We start from the raw sequence: 23,305 nt of genomic DNA, 5'->3' as shown, positions 1-23,305 counted from the left end.
CACCGCTGCCCGGCCGGCCTCGGCAGCAGTCGCGGAGCCCCCGGCACCACAAACGGCGCGTGGCCCGATGATGTGCATCGGGCCACGCGCCGTCGTGGTCTTGCCGGGGGCCATCGGCAGGGCCGGTGGCGACCGCGTCAGCCGAGCTTGGAGACCAGTGACTCCAGGACCCGGTTCAGCGTGGCCGAGGGGCGCATGGCCGTCCGGGCCTTCTCATCGGAAGGACGGTAGTAGCCGCCCAGTTCCACGGGCGAGCCCTGGACGCCGAGCAGTTCGGCGTTGATGTCATCCTCGTGGGTCACGAAGTCCTTCGCGATCTCGGCGAAGGCGGCCGCCAGCTCGGCGTCCTCTTCCTGACGGGCCAGCTCCTGGGCCCAGTACATGGCCAGGTAGAAGTGGCTGCCCCGGTTGTCGAGTTCCCCGACCTTGCGCTTGGGCGACTTGTCCTGGAGCAGGAACGTCCCGGTGGCCGCGTCCAGGGTGTCGGCCAGCACCTGGGCGCGGGCGTTGGACGTGGAGGTGGAGAGGTGGGCGAAGGATTCGGCCAGGGCCAGGAATTCTCCGAGCGAATCCCAGCGCAGGTGGTTTTCCTGCAGCAGCTGCACCACGTGCTTGGGTGCCGAACCGCCGGCGCCGGTTTCGAACAGGCCGCCACCGTTGATGAGCGGGACCACCGACAGCATCTTCGCGCTGGTGCCCAGCTCGAGGATCGGGAACAGGTCGGTCAGGTAGTCACGCAACACGTTGCCCGACACCGAAATGGTGTCCTCGCCCCGACGCAAACGTTCCAGGGTGTAGGCGGTGGCCTCGATCGGGGCCATGATCTTCAGCGTCAGACCCTCGGTGTCATGATCGGCCAGGTAGTCGTTGACCTTGGCGATGAGGTTGAGGTCGTGGGCACGGGTCTCGTCGAGCCAGAAGATCGCCGGAGTCTCGGAGGCGCGGGCGCGCGTGACGGCCAGCTTGACCCAGTCGCGGATCGGGATGTCCTTGGTCTGGCAGGCGCGCCAGATATCGCCCTGTTCGACCTGGTGCTCGATGATGACCCGGCCTGCGGAGTTCACGACCTGCACGGTGCCGGCCCCGGTGATTTCGAAGGTCTTGTCGTGGCTGCCGTATTCTTCGGCCGCCTGGGCCATGAGCCCGACGTTGGGGACCGTGCCCATGGTGGTCGGATCGTAGGCGCCGTTGGCACGGCAATCCTCGACAACCGCCTGGTAGACGCCGGCGTAGGAGCTGTCCGGGAGCACTGCCAGGGTGTCGTGTTCGCCGTCGTCCGCTCCCCACATATGGCCCGAGGTGCGGATCATGGCCGGCATGGAGGCGTCGACGATGACGTCCGAGGGGACGTGCAGGTTGGTGATGCCCTGGGTCGAATCGACCATGGCGATTCCCGGACCGTTGGCCAGCCCGTCCTCGATGGCGGCCTTGACGCCGTCGCGCACCGTCTCGGAGAGGTCGTCGAGTCCGCCGAGGATCGCTGCCAGGCCGTTGTTGGGGCTCAGGCCTGCCGCTTCGAGGTCCTCACCGTAGGTGGCGAAGAGGTCGGGGAAGAACGCCTTGACGACGTGGCCGAAGATGATGGGGTCGGAGACCTTCATCATGGTGGCCTTCAGGTGGGCTGAGAAGAGCACGCCTTCTTCCTTGGCGCGGGCTACCTGCTCGGCCAGGAAGGTATCGAGTTGCGCTGCCGACATGAAGGTTCCGTCGATGACCTCGCCCTTGAGGACTCCGAAGGCCTTCTTCAGGACCTTCACGGTTCCGTCTTCGGCGGTGAAGCGGATCTCGATCTGGTCGTCGGCCTCCATGACCACCGATTTCTCGTTGGCCCGGAAGTCCCCGCCGTCCATGGTGGCGACGTTGGTCTTCGAATCCGCGGACCAGGCGCCCATGGAGTGCGGGTATTTACGGGCGTAGTTCTTCACCGACAGCGGGGCCCTGCGGTCCGAGTTTCCCTCACGCAGTACCGGGTTCACCGCGGAACCCTTGATGCGGTCGTAGCGTGAACGGATATCGGTTTCCTCATCGGAGGACGGGTTGTTCGGGTAGTCGGGCAGGGCGTAGCCCTGCGACTGCAGTTCGGCGATGGCCGCCTTGAGCTGCGGCATGGAGGCGCTGATATTGGGCAGCTTGATGATGTTCGCCTCGGGCGTCTGGGCCAAGGCACCGAGTTCGGCCAACGCATCACTTTGGCGCTGGTCCTCGGTCAGGAAGTCACCGAAGAGGGCGATGATGCGGCCGGCCAGCGAAATATCGCGGGTCTCGATTTCGACGCCGGCGGTCGAGGCGAAGGCTTCGACGACGGGCAGGAAGGAATAGGTGGCCAGCATCGGCGCTTCGTCGGTGTGGGTGTAGATAATCTTTGCCATGGGTGAGGCATCTCCCTGAAGGTCAACGGTTTGGGGAGATCAACGTGATGATCTCAACGTATCCAACTTACCCGAGAGGGCCCGTGAGCCCATATTCCTCGGAGGCGAACGACGGCGCCGGCATCCCGCTCCAACCGGGGTAGCGACGCCGTTCCCGGTCCGGGAAGGACCGGACCGCCCGGGTACTACTCTTCCTCTGGTGCACTCGCGTCAGGGGTGTGCTTCAGCGAGGTGATCTTCCAGGCACCGTCGTCGTATGTGCCGGTCACCGTGTAGGTGGTGCCTTCGGCATCCCATTCGGTTTCTTCGACGACCTCGCCGTCCTTGTCCAGGACCTTTTTGGCGTCTTCCATATAGGGCACCACGGCGCTGAGCTGGCCGTCCTGGTCGGCCTTGCCCACGGCGACCACGTCCTGCGGCTTGGGCTGCCCGCCCTCGATCGTGCCTTCGTCGTCGTAGACGTGGGCGATGGCCCCGGCGGCCTTCTCGCATTCGGCGCAGTCCTGCGTGACCGCGAGCATGTCATCGGTTTTGCCGGTCTGCAGGGCGTAGGACATGGCCTCGTAGTAGTAGTACGTCGTCGCCGAGAGTCCGTCGGCGCCTTCGGCCTTCATCTGCTCGTTGGTCTCCGGCGCCGGGATCGCCGCCTCGGTCGAGGAGGCGGCGGAGGACGAATCGGCTGCCGGTTCACCGGCGGCGCAGCCGGCCAAGGCCAGGGAAGCTGCAGCGACGGCGATACCGGCGCCCAGGACGTGGGGGAACTTCATATGCGATGACTCCAGAAGTGGTGATGGTCGTTGCCGACGGCCGCCGTGGCGTCCGTCACCGCCACCATATCCCGTTGCCTCAGGCCACCAGTTGTGGGATGTGCCACATTCCGCGGTTTCCGCGGCTCCTCCGTGTCCGAGCTCACAGCAGTCGGTATGATGTTCCAGTCCTCGGGTCTTCTTCGAGGCACCAACGAACGAAGGACGGCATACATGCCCGAGGCGGCATTGGCGATTGATGGCGGACAAACGGGCATCCGTGCCCAAATAGTCCAGGCAGATGGCATGGCCCGTCCCGACCACCAGGTTCTGGAATTCAGGGGCATCCTCACCGACCGGTCGTTGGCCCCCCAAATCGCCGATGTGGTCGCCCGGGCCCATGAAGCCTCGGGCCACGATTTCCTGACGGTCTCCGCAGGTTTATCGGGGCTCACCGATGGCGAAGGCTTGGCTCCGGCCCTGCTCGCGGCCACCACCGGCTACGGAGTGACCTCGGTACACATCGCCCACGACTCGGTCAGTTCCTACCTCGGCGCGTTGGGGGACTCCCCCGGCGCCGTCATCGCCGCAGGCACCGGCGCGGTGACCCTAGCCGTGGGGGCCACCCAGGTGGTGCGCATCGATGGTTGGGGCTACATCATGGGTGACGCCGGAAGCGGGTATTGGATGGGCCGAGCGGCCTTCGACGCGGTGATGCGTGATTTCGACGGCCGTGGCCCCGCCACGGCACTCACCGAGGTGATGCGTGCCGACTTCCCTGATCTGCCCCAGGCCTACGTTGAACTCCAACGCGACCCTGACCGCGTCAGCCGCACCGCCTCCTACGCCGCCGCGGTGGCCCGGCTGGCCGAGACCGACGCGATGGCCCGCCGTATTTGTGATGATGCGGCCCAGGAATTGGCCTTGGCGGTGGCCACCGGGTTGCGCCGGGTGGGCGAGGACCAGGCCGAGTCCCCTGCCGTCTGCTTTTTGGGTGGGGTCCTTCGGGGGGAACGGGTCCGCAGCCAACTCATTTCCCGGCTGGCCGGGCTGTGGCCGCATCTGCAGGTGCGCGAGCCGGCGGCTACCTCACTCCAGGGGGCCGCACTGTTGCCGTTCCTCACCCCGGATTCGGCGCTGGCGCACCAGGTGTTGACGGCCCGGAGCTAGAATCCGCTCCGGCGCAGGCGTACCCGGGGGCGCTCCCGCTGGACGGCTCTTTGCTCCGGCCGCACCGCGTTGATTTCACGCAGCATCTCGTGCTCGGCACGACTGGCCGCAGGACGCCGTGCTGCCCGGAAACGGTGCACGACCCACCAGATGCCGCCGACCAGACCCACAGCACCAATGAGCAGGCCCAGGGCCAAGTTCGCTGACTCTTCTCCGGTGGTTTCTGCAGCAGCCAGCAGGCCACTGGCAATAGTGATGAACATCTTCCCCCAGCTGTTGTTGCGCTGGCCCTTCCGGACCTGGCTAGATGCCCCCGCGGCGGACCGGCCGCACGGTCGTCTGGTCGTTGACGACCTTCTGTTCGGGGCGGACCCCGTTCATTTCACGGAGCCTCTCGTGTTCTTCACGGCTGGCTGCCGGGCGGCGTGCCACCAGGTAGCGTCGCAGAAACCATCCGGCGGCGCACAGGACGATGATGGCCCCGACCACTAGTCCGACGACGAGATTGCCCGTGTCGTTTCCGTTCGCTTCTGCTGCTGCTAATCCTGCTGCAGTGATGCTGAACATGATGCCCCGTTACCTTTTTAGTAGCCCCTAAATGAGCAAGTATTGGGGTTGCTGGCCTGTCGGCCCCGGCATTGATTCCTGCCCCCAGTCTTCAATGGTCCGGGGGGTGTTGTCACCGGGGTCCGATAGGCACCTGGGAAATCGCTAATAGGGGCCGGATGCAGACGGGGAACCACCGCCAATATCGGCCGTAACGTGGATGCCGAGCCTTGGAGCCGAAGGACAAGCCAGCACCGTCCCACCCGTTGGAAACCATGCTCCAAGGAAGGCAAGACGATGATCCCCGAACACGAAACAGTCGATGTTTTCATCGGCGTCGACGTCGGAAAATCCAACCACCACGCCGTCGCTCTGGATCGGTCAGGCAAGAAACTCCTGGACAAGGCCCTCCCCCAGGACGAGGCCAAGCTCAAGGCCATCATCACCTCACTGTCCCGCCATGGCCGGGCACTGTTAGTCGTGGACCAGCCCGCGACCATCGGTGCCCTGCCCGTCGCGGTGGCCCAGGCCGCCGGGATCATGGTGGGTTACCTGCCCGGACTGGCGATGCGCCGCATCGCGGACTTACATCCCGGGGAAGCCAAAACCGATGCGCGCGACGCGTACATCATCGCCGAAGCCGCCCGCACCATGCCGCACACGCTGCGCTCGATCCAGGTCGCAGACGAAGAGGTCGCCGAGCTGGCGATGCTCTGCGGTTTTGATGACGACCTGGCCAAGCAGGCCACCGCGACCAGCAACCGAATCCGCGGCCTGTTGACCCAGATCCACCCCGCCTTGGAACGGGTTATCGGCGTACATCTGGACCACCAGGCGATGCCCGAGCTGTTGGCGAAATACCCGAATCCTGCAGCCTTGCGCAAGGCCGGTAAGACCAGGGTCGAGGCCCTGTTGCGCAAGCACGCCCCACGGGCCGGGAAGCGCTGGGCCGCCGAGGTGTTCGCCGCCTTGGACGAGCAGACCGTCGTGGTCTCGGGTACCAACGCGGCCGGCATCGTGCTGCCCCAGCTGGCCCGTTCGCTGGTCCAGACCCGGACTGCCCGCACCGAGGTCCTGGCCCAGGTCGAGCTACTCGTGGAGGCCCACCCTCTTCACATCCTCCTGACGTCCCTACCGGCGGTCGGCGTCAGGACCGAGGCCAGGATCCTCACCGAGGTCGTTGGCAAAGACTTCCAGACCGCCGGACACCTCGCCTCCTACGCCGGGCTGGCCCCGGTCACGTGGCGCTCGGGCACCTCGATCCGCGGGGACCACCCCTCGCGCAAGGGCAACAAGGTCCTCAAACGGGCCCTGTTTCTATCCGCGTTCGCCTCGCTGCACGACCCGATATCGAGGACCTACTACGACCGCAAACGCGCCGAGGGAAAGAAACACAACCAGGCCCTCATCGCCCTGGCCAGACGACGCTGCAACGTCCTGTTCGCAATGCTCCGCGACGGAACCATCTACCAGAAACACGTGGCCTTGGCAGCCTGAAACCCGCAATCCACCGCCGCGCACCAGGAGCATCCGTCCCAATCACCCGGCCGGCATCGCCATGCCCGAAAATTCTCGCAACGATTATTCAGGTCTTTCCGGCTCGACCCTTGACGAAGCAGATAGGGGCACCCCCCTCGGGTCTGCGTTCATTTCAGCGTACGTCTCAGGAGCGAACGGGGCATCCCCATCGAGGATGATTTCGGGCGGGATACCTCCCCGGATACGGCAGCGGCCGGTCCCCTGGCTCGAGGGGCCGGCCGCTGGCGATCTGCTGACGGTGTTGCTGCGGTTCCTAGTGGAAGAAGTGCCTGGCCCCGGTGAAGTACATGGTGATCCCCGCGGCATTGGCCGCAGCGACGACTTCCTCGTCACGGATTGAACCGCCGGGATGAACGACTGCCTTGACCCCGGCGTCGAGCAGGATCTGCAACCCATCGGCGAAGGGGAAGAAGGCGTCGGAGGCGGCCACGGCCCCGCGAGCCCGTTCGGGTGACAGGGCGCCGGCGGCGGTTCCCGAGGCACCTCCGGCGGCATCGACATCCGATTCGACGGCTACCCCCAGGGTGTTCGCGCGTTCCACGGCCAACTTGCAGGAGTCCACCCGGTTGACCTGGCCCATGCCGACGCCGACGGTGGCCCCGCCACTGGCGAGCAGGATGGCGTTGGACTTCGCGGCGCGGATGGCTCTCCAGGCGAAGTTCAGATCGGCCAGCGTGGCCGCGTCGGCTGCGGGGCCGGCAGCCAGTGTCCAGTTCGCCGGGTCGTCGCCGGCGGCGTCGATCCGGTCCGAGGCCTGCAGGAGCATGCCGCCCGAAATCTGCTGGTACTCGACGTCGTCCCGTTCGTACCCGGCCGGCAATTGCAGCAGCCGGATGTTCTTCTTGGCGCTGAGGATCTCCAACGCTTCGGGCTCGAAGCCGGGGGCAATCACGACCTCGGTGAAAATGGACTTGATGGTGTGGGCCATCCCCGCCGTGACGGTTCGGTTCGCGGCGATGACTCCCCCGTACGCGGAGACCGGGTCGCAGGAGTGGGCCTTGCGGTGCGCATCGGCGATCGGGTCGGCGGCGTTGGCGGAGGCCACGGCGACGCCGCAGGGGTTGGCGTGCTTGACCACTGCCACCGCCGGCTCGGCGAAGTCGAAGGCCGCCCGCAGGGCAGCGTCGGCGTCAGTGAAGTTGTTGTAGCTCATGGCCTTGCCGTGCAGCTGTTCTGCCTGGGCGATGCCGGCCGGCGCTGCCGGGTCGACATAGAGGGCAGCAGCCTGGTGGGGGTTCTCCCCGTAACGCAGGCTCTCCGCCCGTTCCAGGGCGACTCCGGCGTAGGGAGGGAATTTGGCCGGGGCTTCGTCATCGCCAAATTGGGCTGCCGTCCAGCTGGCGACGGCGTTATCGTAGGCGGCAGTATGGGCGAAGGCCAGTGCGGCCAGGCGCCGGCGGGTTTTCAGGTCGAAGCCTCCTCCTTGGGCTGCCGAGACGACGTCTCCGTAGCTCGAAGGATCCACGACGACGGCGACGGAGGGGTGGTTCTTCGCTGCGGCACGGACCATGGAGGGGCCACCGATGTCGATCTGTTCCACGACGTCGTCCTGACCGGCACCGGAGGCGACGGTGTCCACGAACGGGTAGAGGTTCACCACGACCAGGTCGAAGGGTTCGATGCCCATATCGGTCAGCTGATCCATATGCTCGGGCAGACGGCGGTCGGCCAGGATGCCTGCGTGCACCCGTGGGTGCAGGGTCTTCACCCGCCCGTCCAAGCATTCCTGGAATCCGGTGACCTCAGATACCTCCGTCACCGGGACACCGGCGGCAGCGATCTTCTTCGCGGTCGAGCCGGTGGACACGAGGGAAACGCCCGCGGCATGGAGGCCACGGGCGAGGTCTTCGAGTCCCGTCTTGTCGTAGACGGAAATCAGTGCACGGCGAAGAGGAACACGGTCAAGGACGGTCTGGCTCACAAGGAACTCCCGGGAATCATGGGTTGGGGCGCTTCCAACCCTACCGGCCCGCGGCCTGGCTTTAGGAGACGAGGTCGGGGAAATGACGCGAAAGCTGCTCGGGCGTCAGGCTTCTGCGCAGCAGCGCGTCAGCATGATCGTCATCGGCGACGTAGGCGACGATATCGGCGTTGGGTCCGTGGGCCAGTTCCACCCGCAGGTCGTCGATGACCGCGAGCAGCAGCTCGTAATACCGTCGGATCGTCTCTTCCCAGCCGTTTGATTCGGCGACCCGGGTCAGCGCCTCGCGCCATAGCTCGGCAGCTGACTCGTCAAAGAGTTCCATCGAGCACCAGTGCCATTCGGGCGGATTCCACCGTGCCGAGTAGTAGCTGGCCCCGGATTCGGCGGCTTCGCCCTCCGCCTCAAGCTGGGCTAGTTCCCCGTCGACGTCGAACCCGTCGGCATCGTCGTCGTTCTCGGTATCCTCTTCCGAGTCGTCGGTGGAATCCTGCGCGTCGTCGGAAGGGTCATCGCCGATGTTGAGGGGGTCAGGACCGTCCCCGTCCTCTTCCACTTCCTCGGGCTCGTCGCCGCCACCGAAGTCCTCCTCGACGGAGTCGCCGTCGCGGTCCAACGCCTGTTCGGAGTTCAGGGCCAGCACCGGCAGCTCGATGGGCTCGGCAGGATCGGTGGAGACCCCCGAAAGCGCTAGGGCATAGAACACGTGGTCCGGGTGATGCTCGATCACGTCCCGTGCCTGTCGCAATGCCGATCGCCGGATTGCCTCTTCCAAAGCCGTCCAATCCACTCCCATGACCAGAGCCTACCCCCGTGAGGCGCGGCTGATAAGGCCTTGCTTTTTTGGCTGGGATGGCCTGGGGAAGACCCGCCGGTTGGGCCCTAGAAGAAATCCATGATCGTGGTGACCAATTTGTAGACTCCGAGCCAGATGAACAGCACGGCACAAATCACCAAGGCGGTGTTGGTGTGCCAGCGGTTCCGCCATTCCTTGGGCACCCGGTGGGTGTTCAGCAGCGGCAACAAGGTGATGGCCAGGAAAGGCATGAACATCGCGCCCAGGACGCCGTACGCCAAGACCAGGGCGATCGGTTTGCCGATCAGCAGCAGGAGCATCGGCGGGAAGGTCAGCCACAACAGGTAGAAACGGAAGTACTTTCCGTGGGCTTGGGAATCGGGGTGGTCGGATCCCTTCCCGCGGATATTGCCCCAGAAATCGGCGAACATCAGTGAGACGCCGTTCCAGACACCCATGACCGAGGAGAAGGCCGCTGCGAAAAAGCCCACCAAGAAGGCGGCGCCGATGAAATCCCCGTACTTGTCCTTGAGCACATCGCTCAGGTCCAGCAGGCCCTTGTCATTGGCATCGAGGGTCACTCCTGCAGCAGCAACGACCTCGGCGCCGACGATCATCATGGCGATCACGAAAGTCCCGGTGATGACATAGGCCATGGTGTTATCCAGCCGCATCACCCGCATCCATCCGGGCTTGACCCAGCCCTTCTCACGCAACCAGTAACCGTAGGCCGCCAAGGTGATCGTGCCACCGACTCCACCGGCGAGCGCGAGCGTGTAGAGCACCGACCCCGGGGGCAGACGCGGAACCAGCCCGGCGAGCATGGCCGGAACGTCTGGAACCGCGATGATGGCCAGCCCGACGATCGTGACGAACATCAGTCCGACCAGGACGGCAGTGATCTTCTCGAAGACCGAATACCTGTTGAACCACACCAAGAGCAAACCTGCCAGGCCGGTGCCGATGGCGAAGACGATTTGTGGCACTCCGGGGAACAGCGCGGCCAACGGCAGCGCCGTTGAGGCCATGGCCGAGGCGCCATAGATGAATCCCCAAATGATGATGTAGGGACCGAAATACCAGACGGGCCACCGCCCCAGTGAACGCCAGCCCTCGAAGATCGTCTTGCCCGAGGCCAAGGAATAACGTCCGGCCCCCTCCACCAGGACGATCTTCAGGATGACGCCGACGACCAGCGCCCACAACAGCCCATAACCGAATTTGGAACCGGCCACCAGGGTGGCGACCATATCGGCGGCCCCCACGCCGGTGGCGGCCACGATCAGCCCCGGTCCGATGACCTTCCACTTCTTGGGTGATGCGAGCTCGTTTTCATGGCCCGTCGTATCTTCTGCCATGGCGGCGCCGTCCCTTCGGGCGCCCCGTCCGGAGCGCCTGTCGTGCTGCAGTTCACACCTACTGTAGGGCCAGCACTGCAAAGGTGATAGCCATGTCGTCCAGCCCGTCCGCGGCGCACCGGCTAATCTAGGATCCGGGTGGTCCGGCCGGAGGCTGGAGTACATCCACCCCCCATCTGACCGGCCCCATCCCCCGAGGACCCGCCCACCCATGAACGAGTACCGCACCCTGGCCTCCGGCGACGAAATCGTCCAACGACTCCCCTGGCGGTGGGGTGTCCAAGGCAAGATCTTCATCATCGGCGGGCTCGGCTTCATGTTCGATGCCTGGGATGTCACCCTCAATGGCGCCCTCATCCCTTTGGTCATGCAGGAATGGGGGCTGGAACGCACGACGGCGGCCTGGCTGGGTACCGCCAATTTGATCGGCATGGCCCTGGGCGCCTTCCTCTGGGGCACCATTGCGGACCGGGTCGGTCGGCGCAAAGCCTTCACCTGGACCCTGCTGATCTTTTCCATCTTCACGGTGGCCGGGGCGCTGTCCCCGAACTTCGTCTTCTTTGCCGCCTGCAGGTTCCTCGCAGGTCTGGGCCTGGGTGGCTGCATCCCCGTGGACTATGCCCTCGTCGGCGAATTCACCCCTGCCCGGCACCGCGGGAGGGTCTTGACCGCCATGGACGGGTGGTGGCCGGTCGGTGCCGCCGCGGCCTTCTTCGTTTCGGCGGTCATCCAGGCCGGTACAGGGAACTGGCGGTTGATCCTCTTGGTCATGGTCCTGCCGGCCTTGTTGGTCTTCTGGATCCGTCGTTCGGTCCCTGAATCCCCGCTCTTCCTGGTCCGGGCGGGCCGCCAGCGTGAGGCCTCCCGGGTGATTGACGGCCTGGTCCGCCGCACCGGGGCGATCGTCGAGCCCTATACGCTGCCCTCGGCGAGTTCGGTGCCACGGTTATCCGCCGGAGCATGGTTCGACCAGCTACGCCGGGTCTGGGCCTTCAACTGGCACATCACGGCCATCGCGTGGTCGCTCTTCCTCTCCGTCTTGCTCGTCTACTATCTGGCGCTGACCTGGATGCCCTCGATTCTCCTCGAGGCAGGTATGGGTGAATCGGCTGCCCTGTTCAGCACCGCTGGCATGGCAGCCGTCGGCCTGGCCGGCGTGGTGCTGGCTGCTGTGCTCGTCGAACGGGTCGGCCGCAAATGGCTGCTCGGAATCACCGGGCCCTTGGCCGCCCTCGTCTTGGTCCTCGTTGCCCTCTCCCTGTCCCAACCGCATCTGGCCGTGGCCTGGCTGCTGGTCTTCGGGTTCATCATCCAGATCGCCATCCCGGTGCTGTACACCTATGTCTCCGAGCTCTACCCGACCGAACTGCGCGGATCCGGATTCGGCTGGGCCTCTTCCTTCAGCCGACTCGGTGCCGGTTTCGGACCACTGCTCTTTGCCTGGTTGTGGCCGGTCGTCGGGCTGGCCAATTCCTTCCTCGTGGCCGGCGGGCTGGTCCTCCTGGCTGTCATCTGGATGGCGCTGCGCGCCCCGGAAACCCGGGGCGCCGTCCTGCGCTGAAGCCCTGCCCCACAGACCATTCCCACCCCAGCAGGGCGCAGCTACACTGACCGTAATGGGGCCATGCCCCGATGAACGGGGCGGGTCCCCGGTCGCGATCAGTGGAGGCAACAGATGTTGGATCCGGATTTTTCCGGCCAGTCCGGGCAGCACACCGGCCGATTCATCGTGGTGTTCGACGAGGATGATCCGGACCCCATGGACCTGCTGGCCACCGGAGGCATGACCCGGGTGGCGGACACCCGTGACCTGGCGGCACTGTCCACCTCCGCGGAGCGGGCGGAAGCTGCCCGGCAAGGGCAAGGAACGTACTTCGCCGAACTGGGCATGGCCGTCGTCGCCGCGGAGGACGCCCAGCTGGAGAGCTTGCGGGTCAGTTCGGCCGCAACCCAGCGGGGCATGCACTACTACCCGGAGCTGATCCACCACATCCTCGAACCGGGCCCGAGCGGACGGCACCGCTCCGAGACGGCAGCTGGGGACCTTTCCCCCACAGCCCCCGGTTCCGCCCGCCAGGCACCGGCCGACGGCTTCGCTGATACCGCCGAATTCACGTGGGGTTTGCAGGCCACCGGCGCCGCGACCTCCGAAGCCTCAGGGGAGGGCATCAAGGTCGCCGTCTTGGACACCGGCTTCGATGCCGGCCATCCAGATTTCGCGGGGCGGGCCGTCGTCGTTGAATCCTTTGTCGACGGCGAGGATGCCCAGGACGGGCACGGACATGGCACCCACTGCATCGGGACCTCCTGCGGGCCGCGCACCCCCGATACCGGCCCCGGATACGGGGTGGCCTACGCCGCGGAGATCTATGCCGGAAAGGTCTTGGGCGCTTCGGGCTCTGGTGGCGATGCGGGAATCCTGGCGGGGATCGATTGGGCCATCTCCCAGGGCTGCGCCGTGATCTCCCTGTCGCTGGGCGCCGATGTCGCCGAGGTCCATCCGCCCTATGTGGCCGCAGGAAAGCGGGCGCTGGCCCGGGGCACACTGATCATCGCTGCTGCCGGCAATAATGCCGAACGCTCCGCCGGAAACCCCGGATTCGTGGGGACCCCCGCCAACAGCCCCTACATCATGGCCGTGGGCGCCGTCGATCAGCAGCTGGCCATCGCCGATTTCTCGGCCCGCTCCGGGGCCAATGAGGGTGGGCAGGTCGACGTCGCCGGTCCCGGTGTCGAGGTGTATTCCTCGTGGCCCATGCCCCAGCGGTACAACACGATCAGCGGAACCAGCATGGCTACCCCTCATGCTGCCGGCGTCGCCGCAGTTCTGGCAGCCTCCACCGGTCTGCGGGGCCGGGAGCTCTGGGCCGAACTGGTGCAGGGTTGCGAACGTTTGGACGCGGCGTCCGCGGATGTCGGGGCCGGGCTGGTCCGGGCCCCGCAGCCGGAAGCCCCCGTAGACGAGGACGAGGCAGGGACCCCGGCCTCATCGGAAACCCTCCCCCGATGAGCCAACGCGTGACCGTGACACTGACCGAACCCTATGCCGAGAGGTCGGCCGAAGTCGCCGAGCAATTGGCCACCGCGGGGATGACCGTCGAACGGGTGCTCCCGACCTTGGCGATGGTCACCGGCACCATAGCGCCGGAGCGTTTGGCCGGGCTGGAAGCCATCGGTGGCGTCGCCTCCGTCACCGCCGAACAGATCTACCACCTACCTGACCCGGACTCCGGCCTCCAGTAGCCGGTCAACACGTGGTCCCGCCACCGGGGAAGGTGGCGGGGCCGCTCCTTCACCCCACTGCCGCCCCGGGGAAGGTCTCAGCTTCCTGGGCGGGCTGCCAAGGACGCCAGCGTTTCGATGAGGAGGGTGCGTTCGGCGACCTTGATCCGCTCGTGCAGGGTGTCCTCGGTGTCCTCTGCGCGGACCTCCACGGCGCGTTGGGCCAGAATGGGACCGGTATCGACTCCGGTATCGGCGATATGCACCGTACACCCGGTGACCTTCACCCCGTAGGCCAGGGCGTCACGGACCCCGTGGGCGCCGGGGAAGGCTGGCAGCAGGGCAGGATGGGTGTTGAGGTAGGTCCCCTCAAAGGCGTTGATGAACTCTTCCCCGACGATGCGCATGAACCCCGAGGACACCACATAGTCCGGGGCGTAGGACCGGCATTTCACCGTGAGGTCGTGGTTCCAGGCGGCACGGTCGGTGTAGTCCTTGAACGGCACTTCGAAGGTGTCGATCCCTGCGGCGGCGGAACGCTGAACTCCCCCGGTTCCGCTACGGTCCGCACCGACAGCGGCGATCTCCACGTCCAGCTGCCCGCTCTGGACCGCGTCGATCACTGCTTGGAGGTTGGAGCCGGTACCGGATACGAGGATCACAATGCGCATGCCACCAGTTTAGGTGCTTCGGCGGACCGGACTAGGCTATTGGCATGCCCGCACCAGAAGAGGACGTTGCACAGCGTCTTGCCGCCGTGAGCGGATGGATCCGAGCCGTCGTGCTCTTTGTTTTGTTCTCCTACCTTCTCTCCTCTGTGGTCCTGCCCTGGAAGATTGCTTCGGTGGCCTTCGGGGTGGCCGGCATCGTGGCCGGCATCGTCGCTTCGGTGAAGGTCTTCCGACGCAAGCTGCCCGGCGTACTCCGGATCACGCTGCCGTTGGCCACCGTGGCTTGCCTGCTGTTCACGGTTTCGACCTCAACCCAGGTCATCTTTTACCAGCCAACAGCCGACTATGAGCAGTGCATGGCCGATACGGTCACCGAGCGTTCCCAGGCCCAGTGCAAACACGATTACGACCAGAAACTGTCCACCCTCCAAGGAGTGATCGGATCATGACCAGCCAGTCCTCACCCACACCGGATCACCACAGCCAACCAGCCCCCGACACCAAGGACTGGACCTGGACGATCGAGCGGGCCTGCCCCGAATGCGGGACAGACGTTTCGGCGCTAAGCCCCCAGGACATCGCCATCGCCTTGCGGACCTGTCTGCCCCGGTGGGCGACGGTTCTGCACCGTGAAGACGTTGCCGTGCGCCCCGAGCCGGCCGTCTGGAGCCCGCTGGAATATGCTGCGCATGTGCGCGACGTGTTCAAGGTGATGCATTACCGGCTGGATCTGATGCATGCCCAGGATGGTCCGACGTTCCCCGACTGGGATCAGGATGCTACCGCCCTGGAGGACGGCTATGCCCATCAGTCAGCCCAGGTCATCTCCACCCAGCTCGCTGCTGCGGGCCGTGGCCTCGCCGATGCCTTTGATTCGGTCCTGAAACGGGATCTGAACCGCACCGGCCTGCGCGGCAACGGTGCCGCGTTCACGGTCGAGACCCTGGCCCGGTACACCTGGCATGATATTGCCCATCATCTGCATGATGTGAACGGCTGAGGACCGCTGAAGGGTTAGTCCTCCAACACCGGATCACGTTCTAGCAGCGGGGCCACCAGATAGCCGATGATGACTCCGAGGCCTACCTCTCCGGCCAGCAGCACGGCGGTCATCCACAGGTTGGGGCCCAACTCGGTCAGGCGGCCGATGCCCAGCGAACCGCCGGCCAGCCAGCTTCCGGCCAGGGAGACCACACCGGTCGTGACGCCGATGAACAGCCCCAACAGCACGGTGGACAGGGCCAAGGACAGCCAGCGGGCGTTCAGCCGCATCGAGAGCCAGTCTTCGAAGTGGTTCTCCCCTTCGCGGAGGAACCACCAGCCGGCCAGGATGCCGGCCACAACGGGTAGCAGCATAAACGCCCACGCCGGTCCGAGGTCCCCCGCCGGCAAGGCCCCGAGGAACGGTATCGCCGGTAGCGGTCCGACGGCGGTGCTCAGGGGTCCCAGGGTGCTTCCGACGCCCAGGGTGATGCCGCCGCCGCTGATCCAGGCCAGGGCCCAGAGGGCCAGGTTGGGCATCATGCCCAGCTGGGCGATGGTCAGCACCGAACCGCCGACCGGTCCCGGCTGGAGTTGCTGGTAGATATTGGAGATGTCGAGCCAGTGCATCCCCAAAGTCACGGTCAAGGCCAGCGCCGCCAGGGCGAAGGCCGCCACATAGCCGAGCAGTCCGGCCCGAATAACCGACCAGAGGTAGGAACCGGCCCACCGTGAATGCTGGCTGGTGGCGGCGATCCATTCGACGAAGTCCACGCCGATGAGCCGCCCCCACGACCCGGCTTCGCGCCGCGCCCCGATCACGACGCCGAGCCCGGCGGGGAGCAACGGGATCAGTGCCGCGGCCCCCAGGTTCACCTCGACCTCTTCGGTGGGCACCGCGAAACCGGTGATCAGTCCCACCAGCAGGTAGGCACCCAACGCCCCGGCGATGCCTTGCCAGAGCTGGTCGGTATAGGAGGCCCTGGCGATGCGCCGGCCCGAACGCCAGGCCAGGAAGAACGGGATGAGGGTCAAGCCCAAGGGGATGATGGTGAGCATCCCCGTGGAGACGATCGGGGATGCGTCCCCCGCCAGCGACAGCTGCAAGGGAACACCGTGGATCAGCAACCAGACTTGGCCGCACATCCTGAACACGGAGTCCAAGGTCCGTTCGGCGAAGCCGCCAGCAAACCAGACGCCCACCAACGGCACCACCACCAGCACTGCCGAGAGGAAGGCGCACTGGATAAACTCGAGGGCTCCTTGAAGCCACAGCGGCATCGGCAGGCCTTCGCTGAACGACTCCCGCCAAGAGGCCATGGCTTCCCGACCACGCGCCTCCCGTGGAACCCGCGCCTTCTCCGGGCCGTCCCCGGACTGCTGGTCTTTTTTCATCGTCTCAATCGTGCCACTTGGCGCCCCCGATCCGGGCGAGCGACGCGACCCGGGCTGAAGAGTGCGACGACGCCAGGGTGCCGGAACCCGAATCAGTAGCTGTCCGGGGCGGAGGCTTTCGACTCCGGAACGAACTTCCCGGCCAGCGCCTCGGTCCCGCGGGCAAGCACCGCCACATCGGCTCCGACCCCCACAAAGTCGGCCCCGGTATCCATATAGCGCAGCGCCGCTTTCTCCCCGAAGGCGTTGACCCCCACGAATTTTCCGGCGGCCTTCACCCGGGCCATCGTGGCATCAACGGCCTCCACGACCCGGCGGTGACCTTGTTGGCCGATCAGGCCCATCGACGCTGCCAGGTCGGAGGGTCCGATGAAGATCCCGTCGACGCCTTCGACCTCAGCGATCTGCGCCGCATTGGCCACCGCTTCGGCAGATTCGATTTGGACGATCAGCGTGATCGTATCCGAGGCGCGCTCGAGATAGCCGGGGATCCGGTTCCACCGCGCCGAACGGGCCAGCGCGGATCCGACACCACGAACCCCTCGGGGCGGATACCTCACGGCTGCCACGGCTGCCTGGGCCTCTTCAACGGTATGCACCATCGGGATGATCAGTGTCTGGGCTCCGATGTCGAGGTACTGCTTGATCAGCACCGTGTCGTTCACCGCCGGACGGACCACCGGGATGACGGGGTAGCCGCGCACCGCCTGGAGCTGGGCCAACACCGTTTCGGGCGAATTCGGTGAATGTTCGGCGTCGATGAACACCCAATCGAATCCGGCGCCGGCGCAGATCTCTGCCACCACGGGCGATGCCGAACAGATCCATATGCCGGCCAGCGGACGGTCGGCCGTGGCCAGCACGTCCTTGAAGGACGGATCGGGCTCTACGCGAAATGACATGTAATCGTTCCCAGCTCTCCATAGTCGGCGAAGACGGTGTCTCCCTCATTGACCCACATCGGGCGGGTGAAGGAACCGGCCAGGATGATTTCACCCGCCTTGAGGCCGTCACCGTGCGGGGCAATCTTATTGGCCAGCCAATGCACCCCGGAAGCCGGGTGGTTCAGCACCCCGGCGGCGACGCCAGTCTCCTCGACGACGTGGTTCTTGTACAGGATCGCCGCAACCCAGCGCAGATCCACTGCGTCGGGGGCGACGGGGCGTCCGCCCAGAACCATGGCGCCCATAGCGGCGTTATCGCTGATGGTGTCCACAATCGTCCGCCCCTCCATTTCGATCCGTGAATCCAGGATCTCCAGGGCGGGGGTGACGTATTCGGTGGCACGCAGCACGTCGAAGATCGTGGCGTTGGGGCCGGTGATGTCCTCCTTGAGGACAAAGGCCAACTCCACTTCGACGCGCGGATGGGTGTACTGCTTCCATTCGATGCTCGAGGCGTTCTCCAACACCATGTCATCGAAGATGATCCCGTAGTCGGGTTCGGTGATCCCGGTGGCGGCCTGCATGGCCCGTGAGGTGAGGCCGATCTTGCGGCCCGCCAGGCGTCTCCCGGCGGCTTCATGACGTTCGCGCCATAAGTTCTGGACCCGGTAGGAATCCTCGATGGTCATCTCCGGATACCGCGAGGTCAGCCGCTTGACCGGGGTGCGGCTGCGGCCGGCCTCGACCAATTCGTCGGCGATGGAAGTGATGGTCTCATCGTTGAGCATGTCGGAAAAACCTTCCTGATCCTGTCGGGCGGAGGGGCTGCGGGACGGTGATGGGCACGTGATGCCGTCCACCCACATCCTGCAGACATCGTATACGATCCACCGCGTGACGGACGTCATATCCCGACTTCCATCGTGCCCCAAATTCCTGCATCCGCACCATGGCGGCGACCCACCCCCGAAACCTCGAGCGCAGAGCACTTTCGCAGGCCCCCGCAGCTAGACGTATCCGTTGCACGGCGTTAACGTGGAAGGCAGGTGCACGGCCTTGAAGTCGTCGGCCGGCACCACGACTCCACGGAGTCGCTACCTAAGCAAAACCGATGAGAGGAATGCGCAATGGGTTTGGGAGACAAGATGTCCAATAAGGCCGAGGAGCTCTCGGGCAAGGCCAAGGAAACATTTGGCAAGGCCACTGACGACGAAGGCATGCAGGCAGAAGGCGTGGGCGATCAGGCCAGCGCCGGCGCCAAACAGGCAGGCGAGCACGTCAAGGATGCCGCGAAGGACGTCAAGGACGGCTTCACCGACAAGTAAATCAAAGCACGACGGCGGCGCTGGATTGGCTCACGGCATCTTCCCTTGAGGGGGTCTTGGAACGTGGGCGTGCCTGGCGTTAGCGGTTGAATGGACGTGAGGGGCGGACCGATTGGTCCGCCCCTCACGCGCGTCTGCGGATTTTTAGGTTTCGGGCCGGATATCGGCGAGCAGCTGTTCGAACGGCAGCGATTCCAGCGGGTTCCGGTGTGCCGCCGAGACGCCATGTCGGCCTCCCAACGCCCTGGCCAGTTCGGCACCTGCCCGGTCGGAGCGCTCTGCCAATGCTCCGGTCCCACTGCCGTGACCCCAGTCCCCGGGGGCAGCGAAGACCGCGGTGGGCATGGTGTTGGCCCTCAGGTAGCCGAAGATGGGACGCATGACATAGTCGATCACCATCGAATGCCGTGAGGAACCTCCCGTGGCGGCCAACAGGACGGGCTTATCGTCCAGGATGGTGGGATCAAGGACGTCGAGGAAGGATTTGAATAGGCCGCTGACCGAGGCGGTGAACACGGGACTGACGGCAATCAAGGCGTCGGCCGAGCCCACCTGCTCAATCGCCTTCGCCACATCAGGGGAAACCCATCCGGAGACCATGGCCTTGGCGATATCCACGCCCAACTCGCGTAGCTCGATGACGGAAACCTCTGTGTCGATTCCGTCGCCAGCCAGGGCGGCGACCGTGGATCTGGCCAACTGATCACCGAGCATCCGCGACGAAGAGGGAACTCCTAGTCCACCAGAAACGACGACGATCGATGCGCCCATGAGGGCCTCCTGCCACTGAAGTTGATTCTCTGCCTGCGCAGATAGAACCATGGACGTGGCAGGAGTATTCCTCCGGGCAGCGCCTCAGCTAGTCGGCCGGATGATGTTCGCGTGAGTTTCCGGTGCTAGCCCCTGGACGCGGCGGGAAGCTCAGGCTCAGCCGTTTCACAATGCCATAGGCCAGCATGTACATGCCGATCAGCAGGCCGAAACCGAGCGAACCTCCGGTATCCGCATTGCCCAGGACTGCCGCGTTCAGCAGCGCGCAGATCATCAGGACCAGTAGTCCGCCGGTAGCCATCGCGCCACCTCGGACACGGAAATCAGCGGTGGTGCCGCGTTGCCGACGGCCTCCAGTTGGAACCGTATGTGTGAACCCCATGACCCTCTCCTTCGAAAGCCGATTCGGCCCCGGACGAGCCGAATGGGTACTTCCACGGTAGGCCGGAAACTCCCGGTCCACAAGGGAGGCCCCGCCGGCCCCTCGAGCGGGGCCGGCGGGGGTGGAGCGTTTGCGGTCAGCCGGCGTCGGCGGCGTCCTGGGTGGCCCGTTCGATTTCTTCGGCCCGTTCTTGGTTGGCCTCCTCGGTCAACGCCGCACCGGCCTCGGCATCACGGGTCAGGTTCTCCCCTGTCGCGGGATCGAAGACGTGCAACCGGCGGGTATCGAGCCAGAGTTCGGAGACCCGTCCCCCACGGATCCGGCTCGCCGCGTCCAGGGTGACCACCACCTGCGGGCGCAATTCGTCGGCATCCAGATCGCGGGCCAGGGAATCGAGCATGTCCTTGACCTCGGGTGATGGATCGAAGTCGATGTACCCGTATTGTTCGTTGCCCAACCATTCGGTGTGGGTCAGTTCGGCGCTGAACGCGTTGCCGTGGACCAACTTGGTTTCCTCCACCAGGGAGGCATCCTCAAAATACTCGGGACGGATGCCCACGAGCACCACGTCCTTGCCGGCGGCCGTGGCAGCCGTCGCCTGCGGGACCTCGAAATCCCCGATAGCGGTCTTGAGCACATTGCCTTCGACGGTGGCCGGCAGGAAGTTCATCGACGGGCTGCCGATGAACCCGGCCACGAAGATGTTCGCGGGCTGTTCGTAGAGTTCGCGCGGTGAGGCGATTTGTTGCAATTCGCCCTTCTTCAGCACAGCCACCCGGTCGCCCAGGGTCATGGCCTCGGTCTGGTCGTGGGTGACATAGACACTCGTGGTGGCCAGGCGCCGCTGCATCTGGGAGATCTCCGCCCGCATCTGGCCGCGCAGCTTCGCGTCCAGGTTCGACAACGGTTCATCGAAGAGGAAGGCATCGGCCTGGCGCACGATGGCCCGGCCCATGGCTACGCGTTGGCGCTGCCCACCCGAGAGGTTGCCGGGTTTGCGATCGAGATGGTCGGTCAGTTCCAGGGTCAGGGCCGCTGCCCGTACCCGTTCCTGGACGTCGTCCTCCGTGAATTTGCCCTTGGCCAGCCGGAGCGGGAAGGCGATGTTTTCGAAGACGGTCAGGTGCGGGTAGAGGGCGTAGTTCTGGAAGACCATGGCCAGGTGTCGGTCGCGGGGGGCCATGTCGTTGACCCGCTGATCGTCGATGTACAGGTCACCACTGGTGATGTCCTCGAGGCCGACGATCATGCGCAGCAACGTGGACTTGCCGCAGCCTGACGGACCGACCAGGATCACGAACTCCCCATCGGCGATGTCGATGGAGATGTCGTTCACTGCCGGGAACCCGTCGTCGTACTTCTTGACCAGGTTCTTCAACGTAATCGATGCCATGGGTTGTCCTCTGCTTTCTCGGATCAGGGCCTCAGCCCTTGACTGCGCCCTGGGTCAGGCCTGAGACGATCTGCCGCTGGAAGCCCAGCACCAGGAGCACCACCGGGATGGTGACGATGATCGCGGCAGCGGAAATCGCGCCGGTGGGTGATTCGAATTGGGAGGCGCCGGTGAAGAACGCCAGGGCCGCCGGAACCGGTCTCGCCGCCTCGGTGGAGGTCAGCGAGATGCCGTAGACGAAGTCGTTCCAGGCGATGAAGAAGGCGATGATCGCCGTGGTGAAGACCCCGGGGGCCGCCAGCGGGACGATCGCCTTGCGGAAAGCCTGCCAAGCGGTGGCCCCGTCGACCTGGGCTGCTTGTTCCAGCTCCCAGGGGATCTGCCGGAAGAAGGCCGCCAGCGTCCAGATGGAGATCGGCAAGGTCAGTGACAGGTAGGGGATGATCAAGCCGAGCCAGGTGTCATACAGCCCGATGGTGCGCCAGACGTTGAACAGCGGGGTGACGATGGAAATGACCGGGAAGATCGAGACGGCCAGCGCGGTGGTGAGCACCATTTTCTTGCCCGGGAAGTCCAACCGGGCAATCGCGTAGGCACAGAGGGTGGCCAACACGACGGCGATCGCCGTGGAGATCAGCGTGATGCCGATCGAGTTGCGCAGCGAGGTCAGGAACAGCCCTTGGGCGTCACCGACGAGAATCTGTTCGTAGTTGACCCCCGACCAGTTGGTCGGCAACAGTTTGCCGTTGGAGAGGTCACTGGGCTCCTTGAAGGAGGTCGCAAGGATCGAAAACACCGGGAACAGGGCGTAGACGGCGACGACCAACGTGATGCCGGCCCAGATGAGCCGGGTTTTCGTCGTGGTCTTCTTCATCACTTGCCTCCCTGGTTTCCGGCGAGGTCAACCTTGAACAGCTTGATTGCCACGAAGCAGATGATCAGCACACACAGGAACAGCAGGACCGAGATCGCCGAACCCAGTCCGATCTCCAGTCGTCCAATCGAGGTGCGATAAGCCAACAGCGAGAGCACTTCGGTGCCATAGGCGCCGTTGGTCATGATGTAGACGTTGTCGAAAATTCTGAAGGCGTCCAGCGCCCTGAAGAGCACTGCGACCATGATCGCCGCCTTCATATTCGGCAGAATCACCCGCTGCATCCGCTGCCACCAGGTGGCCCCGTCAACTTCCGCGGCTTCGGTGAGCTCATCGGGGACCTGGGCCAGACCCGCCAAGAGCAGCAGCGAGATGAACGGGGTGGTCTTCCAGATTTCCGAGGCCATGATCACGAACAGTGCCGACCACGTCCCGGCAAACCAGTTGGTGTCTTCGCTGATTCCGGGAAGCCAGTTGAACCAGTGGTTGATGAACCCTGAGTTGATGTCGAAGGCGTAGAACCAGGCGAAGGCCGAAACGACGGTGATGATGCCGTAGGGAACGAGGATGGCGGTGCGGACGAACCCGCGGACCGACTTCAGCGCCTTATGCATCACCAGCGCGAGCGCAAAGCCCAGGATCAGTTCCACCACGACGGTGATGACCGTGATCAGCGAGGTGACACCCAGGTCCCTCAAGAACACCGGGTCGGTGAGGATGACCCCGTAGTTCTGCAGCCCGATGAAGCTCTTGTCCCCCGGCGCGGTGAGCCGGAAATTGAAGAGGGAATCCCAGACGGCTTGGAGGATCGGATACAGCGTGACCATGAGCATGACCACGAAGGCGGGACCGGCCAACATCCAGCCCAGACGGCGTTCGGCCCGGCGTCGTTCGGAGAGGACGACGCCGGTGTCGGCACGCCGTCGCCCGCCGGGTTTGGTCTGCACGGGGGTACTCATCTC

General features: G+C 65.1%; 24 protein-coding genes. 8 read left to right on the top strand and 16 right to left on the bottom strand.

Features of this window, described 5'->3' with window-relative positions:
- Positions 1-137 precede the first annotated feature (137 nt).
- Complete coding sequence (locus CIK75_RS11680; RefSeq protein WP_096224343.1) at positions 138-2,369, bottom strand: NADP-dependent isocitrate dehydrogenase; 2,232 nt, start codon at positions 2,367-2,369, stop codon at positions 138-140.
- A 185-nt stretch (positions 2,370-2,554) separates the two neighbouring features.
- Positions 2,555-3,136, bottom strand: a complete 582-nt coding sequence (locus CIK75_RS11675) for a DUF6318 family protein (RefSeq protein ID WP_086999402.1) — start codon at positions 3,134-3,136, stop codon at positions 2,555-2,557.
- A gap of 213 nt (positions 3,137-3,349) precedes the next feature.
- Here CIK75_RS11675 and CIK75_RS11670 point away from each other — a divergent pair, with 213 nt between their 5' ends.
- Positions 3,350-4,285, top strand: a complete 936-nt coding sequence (locus CIK75_RS11670) for a BadF/BadG/BcrA/BcrD ATPase family protein (protein WP_158225962.1) — start codon at positions 3,350-3,352, stop codon at positions 4,283-4,285.
- Here CIK75_RS11670 and CIK75_RS11665 read toward each other — a convergent pair.
- Both CIK75_RS11665 and CIK75_RS11660 read right to left on the bottom strand, forming a co-directional pair.
- Entirely contained in the window at positions 4,282-4,548 is a 267-nt protein-coding gene (locus CIK75_RS11665) for a hypothetical protein (RefSeq protein ID WP_086999398.1), read from the bottom strand. The genes CIK75_RS11670 and CIK75_RS11665 overlap by 4 nt on opposite strands.
- Positions 4,549-4,588: 40 nt before the next feature.
- A complete protein-coding gene (locus CIK75_RS11660) occupies positions 4,589-4,852 on the bottom strand; it encodes a hypothetical protein (protein ID WP_096224341.1) in 264 nt (87 codons plus the stop codon).
- Positions 4,853-5,128: 276 nt separating this feature from the next.
- On the opposite strand from CIK75_RS11660, the gene CIK75_RS11655 reads away from it, so the two are divergent.
- Positions 5,129-6,328 (top strand): IS110 family transposase, encoded by a 1,200-nt coding sequence (locus CIK75_RS11655; RefSeq protein WP_096224340.1) that lies wholly within the window; start codon positions 5,129-5,131, stop codon positions 6,326-6,328.
- 295 nt (positions 6,329-6,623) lie between these two features.
- Here the strand turns inward: CIK75_RS11655 and purH are convergent, their stop codons facing one another.
- From purH to CIK75_RS11640, 3 genes are all read right to left on the bottom strand, one after another.
- Positions 6,624-8,291, bottom strand: a complete 1,668-nt coding sequence (purH, locus tag CIK75_RS11650; protein ID WP_096224339.1) for a bifunctional phosphoribosylaminoimidazolecarboxamide formyltransferase/IMP cyclohydrolase — start codon at positions 8,289-8,291, stop codon at positions 6,624-6,626.
- Between the two features lie 61 nt (positions 8,292-8,352).
- On the bottom strand, positions 8,353-9,021 hold the full coding sequence (locus tag CIK75_RS11645) for a DUF4303 domain-containing protein (protein ID WP_158225961.1): 669 nt from the start codon (positions 9,019-9,021) through the stop codon (positions 8,353-8,355).
- Between the two features lie 152 nt (positions 9,022-9,173).
- The gene (locus CIK75_RS11640; RefSeq protein ID WP_096224338.1) at positions 9,174-10,445 is read right to left on the bottom strand and encodes an Nramp family divalent metal transporter; all 1,272 of its coding nucleotides are present in this window, start codon (positions 10,443-10,445) and stop codon (positions 9,174-9,176) included.
- Positions 10,446-10,656: 211 nt separating this feature from the next.
- Here CIK75_RS11640 and CIK75_RS11635 point away from each other — a divergent pair, with 211 nt between their 5' ends.
- The 3 genes from CIK75_RS11635 (at position 10,657) to CIK75_RS11625 (ending at position 13,688) form a co-directional block, all read left to right on the top strand.
- On the top strand, positions 10,657-12,006 hold the full coding sequence (locus tag CIK75_RS11635) for an MFS transporter (protein ID WP_096224337.1): 1,350 nt from the start codon (positions 10,657-10,659) through the stop codon (positions 12,004-12,006).
- A gap of 114 nt (positions 12,007-12,120) precedes the next feature.
- Entirely contained in the window at positions 12,121-13,455 is a 1,335-nt protein-coding gene (locus tag CIK75_RS11630; RefSeq protein WP_096224336.1) for a S8 family serine peptidase, read from the top strand.
- On the top strand, positions 13,452-13,688 hold the full coding sequence (locus CIK75_RS11625; RefSeq protein ID WP_087000215.1) for a hypothetical protein: 237 nt from the start codon (positions 13,452-13,454) through the stop codon (positions 13,686-13,688). The genes CIK75_RS11630 and CIK75_RS11625 overlap by 4 nt, the downstream gene beginning before the upstream one ends.
- A 77-nt stretch (positions 13,689-13,765) precedes the next feature.
- Here the strand turns inward: CIK75_RS11625 and purN are convergent, their stop codons facing one another.
- Positions 13,766-14,338, bottom strand: a complete 573-nt coding sequence (gene purN / locus CIK75_RS11620; protein ID WP_096224335.1) for a phosphoribosylglycinamide formyltransferase — start codon at positions 14,336-14,338, stop codon at positions 13,766-13,768.
- Positions 14,339-14,382: 44 nt separating this feature from the next.
- Between purN and CIK75_RS11615 the strand changes: the two genes are divergently transcribed.
- Both CIK75_RS11615 and CIK75_RS11610 read left to right on the top strand, forming a co-directional pair.
- Positions 14,383-14,787, top strand: a complete 405-nt coding sequence (locus CIK75_RS11615; RefSeq protein ID WP_096224334.1) for a hypothetical protein — start codon at positions 14,383-14,385, stop codon at positions 14,785-14,787.
- Positions 14,784-15,338: a DinB family protein gene (locus tag CIK75_RS11610; protein WP_096224333.1), complete on the top strand. Its 555-nt coding sequence runs from the start codon at positions 14,784-14,786 to the stop codon at positions 15,336-15,338. Before CIK75_RS11615 ends, CIK75_RS11610 begins: the two co-directional genes overlap by 4 nt.
- Before the next feature lie 14 nt (positions 15,339-15,352).
- Here the strand turns inward: CIK75_RS11610 and CIK75_RS11605 are convergent, their stop codons facing one another.
- From CIK75_RS11605 to hpaH, 3 genes are all read right to left on the bottom strand, one after another.
- Positions 15,353-16,639, bottom strand: coding sequence for a DUF6350 family protein (locus CIK75_RS11605; RefSeq protein ID WP_096224438.1), 1,287 nt, complete (start codon positions 16,637-16,639; stop codon positions 15,353-15,355).
- 167 nt (positions 16,640-16,806) lie between these two features.
- Entirely contained in the window at positions 16,807-17,616 is an 810-nt protein-coding gene (locus CIK75_RS11600; RefSeq protein ID WP_096224332.1) for an aldolase/citrate lyase family protein, read from the bottom strand.
- Positions 17,601-18,386, bottom strand: coding sequence for a 2-oxo-hept-4-ene-1,7-dioate hydratase (gene hpaH, locus CIK75_RS11595; protein ID WP_087000223.1), 786 nt, complete (start codon positions 18,384-18,386; stop codon positions 17,601-17,603). Before hpaH ends, CIK75_RS11600 begins: the two co-directional genes overlap by 16 nt.
- 339 nt (positions 18,387-18,725) lie before the next feature.
- Between hpaH and CIK75_RS11590 the strand changes: the two genes are divergently transcribed.
- Positions 18,726-18,923: a CsbD family protein gene (locus CIK75_RS11590; RefSeq protein ID WP_087000203.1), complete on the top strand. Its 198-nt coding sequence runs from the start codon at positions 18,726-18,728 to the stop codon at positions 18,921-18,923.
- A 144-nt stretch (positions 18,924-19,067) separates the two neighbouring features.
- Here CIK75_RS11590 and CIK75_RS11585 read toward each other — a convergent pair whose 3' ends face one another.
- The 5 genes from CIK75_RS11585 to CIK75_RS11565 form a co-directional block, all read right to left on the bottom strand.
- A complete protein-coding gene (locus CIK75_RS11585; RefSeq protein WP_096224331.1) occupies positions 19,068-19,694 on the bottom strand; it encodes an FMN reductase in 627 nt (208 codons plus the stop codon).
- A gap of 88 nt (positions 19,695-19,782) precedes the next feature.
- On the bottom strand, positions 19,783-20,076 hold the full coding sequence (locus tag CIK75_RS11580) for a hypothetical protein (protein ID WP_087000199.1): 294 nt from the start codon (positions 20,074-20,076) through the stop codon (positions 19,783-19,785).
- Between the two features lie 136 nt (positions 20,077-20,212).
- Entirely contained in the window at positions 20,213-21,469 is a 1,257-nt protein-coding gene (gene ugpC / locus CIK75_RS11575) for a sn-glycerol-3-phosphate ABC transporter ATP-binding protein UgpC (RefSeq protein ID WP_096224330.1), read from the bottom strand.
- Positions 21,470-21,500: 31 nt separating this feature from the next.
- On the bottom strand, positions 21,501-22,343 hold the full coding sequence (locus tag CIK75_RS11570; RefSeq protein WP_096224329.1) for a carbohydrate ABC transporter permease: 843 nt from the start codon (positions 22,341-22,343) through the stop codon (positions 21,501-21,503).
- Positions 22,343-23,302 carry a sugar ABC transporter permease gene (locus tag CIK75_RS11565; protein ID WP_096224328.1) on the bottom strand — a complete coding sequence of 320 codons (960 nt, stop codon included), beginning with the start codon at positions 23,300-23,302 and terminating at the stop codon, positions 22,343-22,345. The genes CIK75_RS11570 and CIK75_RS11565 overlap by 1 nt, the downstream gene beginning before the upstream one ends.
- Positions 23,303-23,305: the final 3 nt, after the last annotated feature.

It is taken from the genome of Glutamicibacter sp. BW78 (genome assembly GCF_002332245.1).
GTDB classification, from domain to species: Bacteria; Actinomycetota; Actinomycetes; order Actinomycetales; family Micrococcaceae; genus Arthrobacter_H; species Arthrobacter_H rhombi_A.
The sequence above is the reverse complement of the archived record's forward strand: the minus strand, read 5'-3'. Positions and strand labels throughout refer to the sequence as shown.

Coding starts and splice junctions, on each gene's coding strand:
- CIK75_RS11615 (WP_096224334.1), top strand. CDS start 14,383: ATGCCCGCACCAGAAGAGGACGTTGCACAGCGTCTTGCCGCCGTGAGC.
- CIK75_RS11625 (WP_087000215.1), top strand. CDS start 13,452: ATGAGCCAACGCGTGACCGTGACACTGACCGAACCCTATGCCGAGAGG.
- purN (WP_096224335.1), bottom strand. CDS start 14,338: ATGCGCATTGTGATCCTCGTATCCGGTACCGGCTCCAACCTCCAAGCA.
- CIK75_RS11610 (WP_096224333.1), top strand. CDS start 14,784: ATGACCAGCCAGTCCTCACCCACACCGGATCACCACAGCCAACCAGCC.
- hpaH (WP_087000223.1), bottom strand. CDS start 18,386: ATGCTCAACGATGAGACCATCACTTCCATCGCCGACGAATTGGTCGAG.
- CIK75_RS11675 (WP_086999402.1), bottom strand. CDS start 3,136: ATGAAGTTCCCCCACGTCCTGGGCGCCGGTATCGCCGTCGCTGCAGCT.
- CIK75_RS11660 (WP_096224341.1), bottom strand. CDS start 4,852: ATGTTCAGCATCACTGCAGCAGGATTAGCAGCAGCAGAAGCGAACGGA.
- CIK75_RS11580 (WP_087000199.1), bottom strand. CDS start 20,076: ATGGGGTTCACACATACGGTTCCAACTGGAGGCCGTCGGCAACGCGGC.
- CIK75_RS11640 (WP_096224338.1), bottom strand. CDS start 10,445: ATGGCAGAAGATACGACGGGCCATGAAAACGAGCTCGCATCACCCAAG.
- CIK75_RS11665 (WP_086999398.1), bottom strand. CDS start 4,548: ATGTTCATCACTATTGCCAGTGGCCTGCTGGCTGCTGCAGAAACCACC.
- CIK75_RS11600 (WP_096224332.1), bottom strand. CDS start 17,616: ATGTCATTTCGCGTAGAGCCCGATCCGTCCTTCAAGGACGTGCTGGCC.
- ugpC (WP_096224330.1), bottom strand. CDS start 21,469: ATGGCATCGATTACGTTGAAGAACCTGGTCAAGAAGTACGACGACGGG.
- CIK75_RS11655 (WP_096224340.1), top strand. CDS start 5,129: ATGATCCCCGAACACGAAACAGTCGATGTTTTCATCGGCGTCGACGTC.
- CIK75_RS11670 (WP_158225962.1), top strand. CDS start 3,350: ATGCCCGAGGCGGCATTGGCGATTGATGGCGGACAAACGGGCATCCGT.
- CIK75_RS11570 (WP_096224329.1), bottom strand. CDS start 22,343: ATGAAGAAGACCACGACGAAAACCCGGCTCATCTGGGCCGGCATCACG.
- CIK75_RS11635 (WP_096224337.1), top strand. CDS start 10,657: ATGAACGAGTACCGCACCCTGGCCTCCGGCGACGAAATCGTCCAACGA.
- CIK75_RS11605 (WP_096224438.1), bottom strand. CDS start 16,639: ATGGCCTCTTGGCGGGAGTCGTTCAGCGAAGGCCTGCCGATGCCGCTG.
- CIK75_RS11590 (WP_087000203.1), top strand. CDS start 18,726: ATGGGTTTGGGAGACAAGATGTCCAATAAGGCCGAGGAGCTCTCGGGC.
- CIK75_RS11680 (WP_096224343.1), bottom strand. CDS start 2,369: ATGGCAAAGATTATCTACACCCACACCGACGAAGCGCCGATGCTGGCC.
- CIK75_RS11565 (WP_096224328.1), bottom strand. CDS start 23,302: ATGAGTACCCCCGTGCAGACCAAACCCGGCGGGCGACGGCGTGCCGAC.
- CIK75_RS11630 (WP_096224336.1), top strand. CDS start 12,121: ATGTTGGATCCGGATTTTTCCGGCCAGTCCGGGCAGCACACCGGCCGA.
- CIK75_RS11585 (WP_096224331.1), bottom strand. CDS start 19,694: ATGGGCGCATCGATCGTCGTCGTTTCTGGTGGACTAGGAGTTCCCTCT.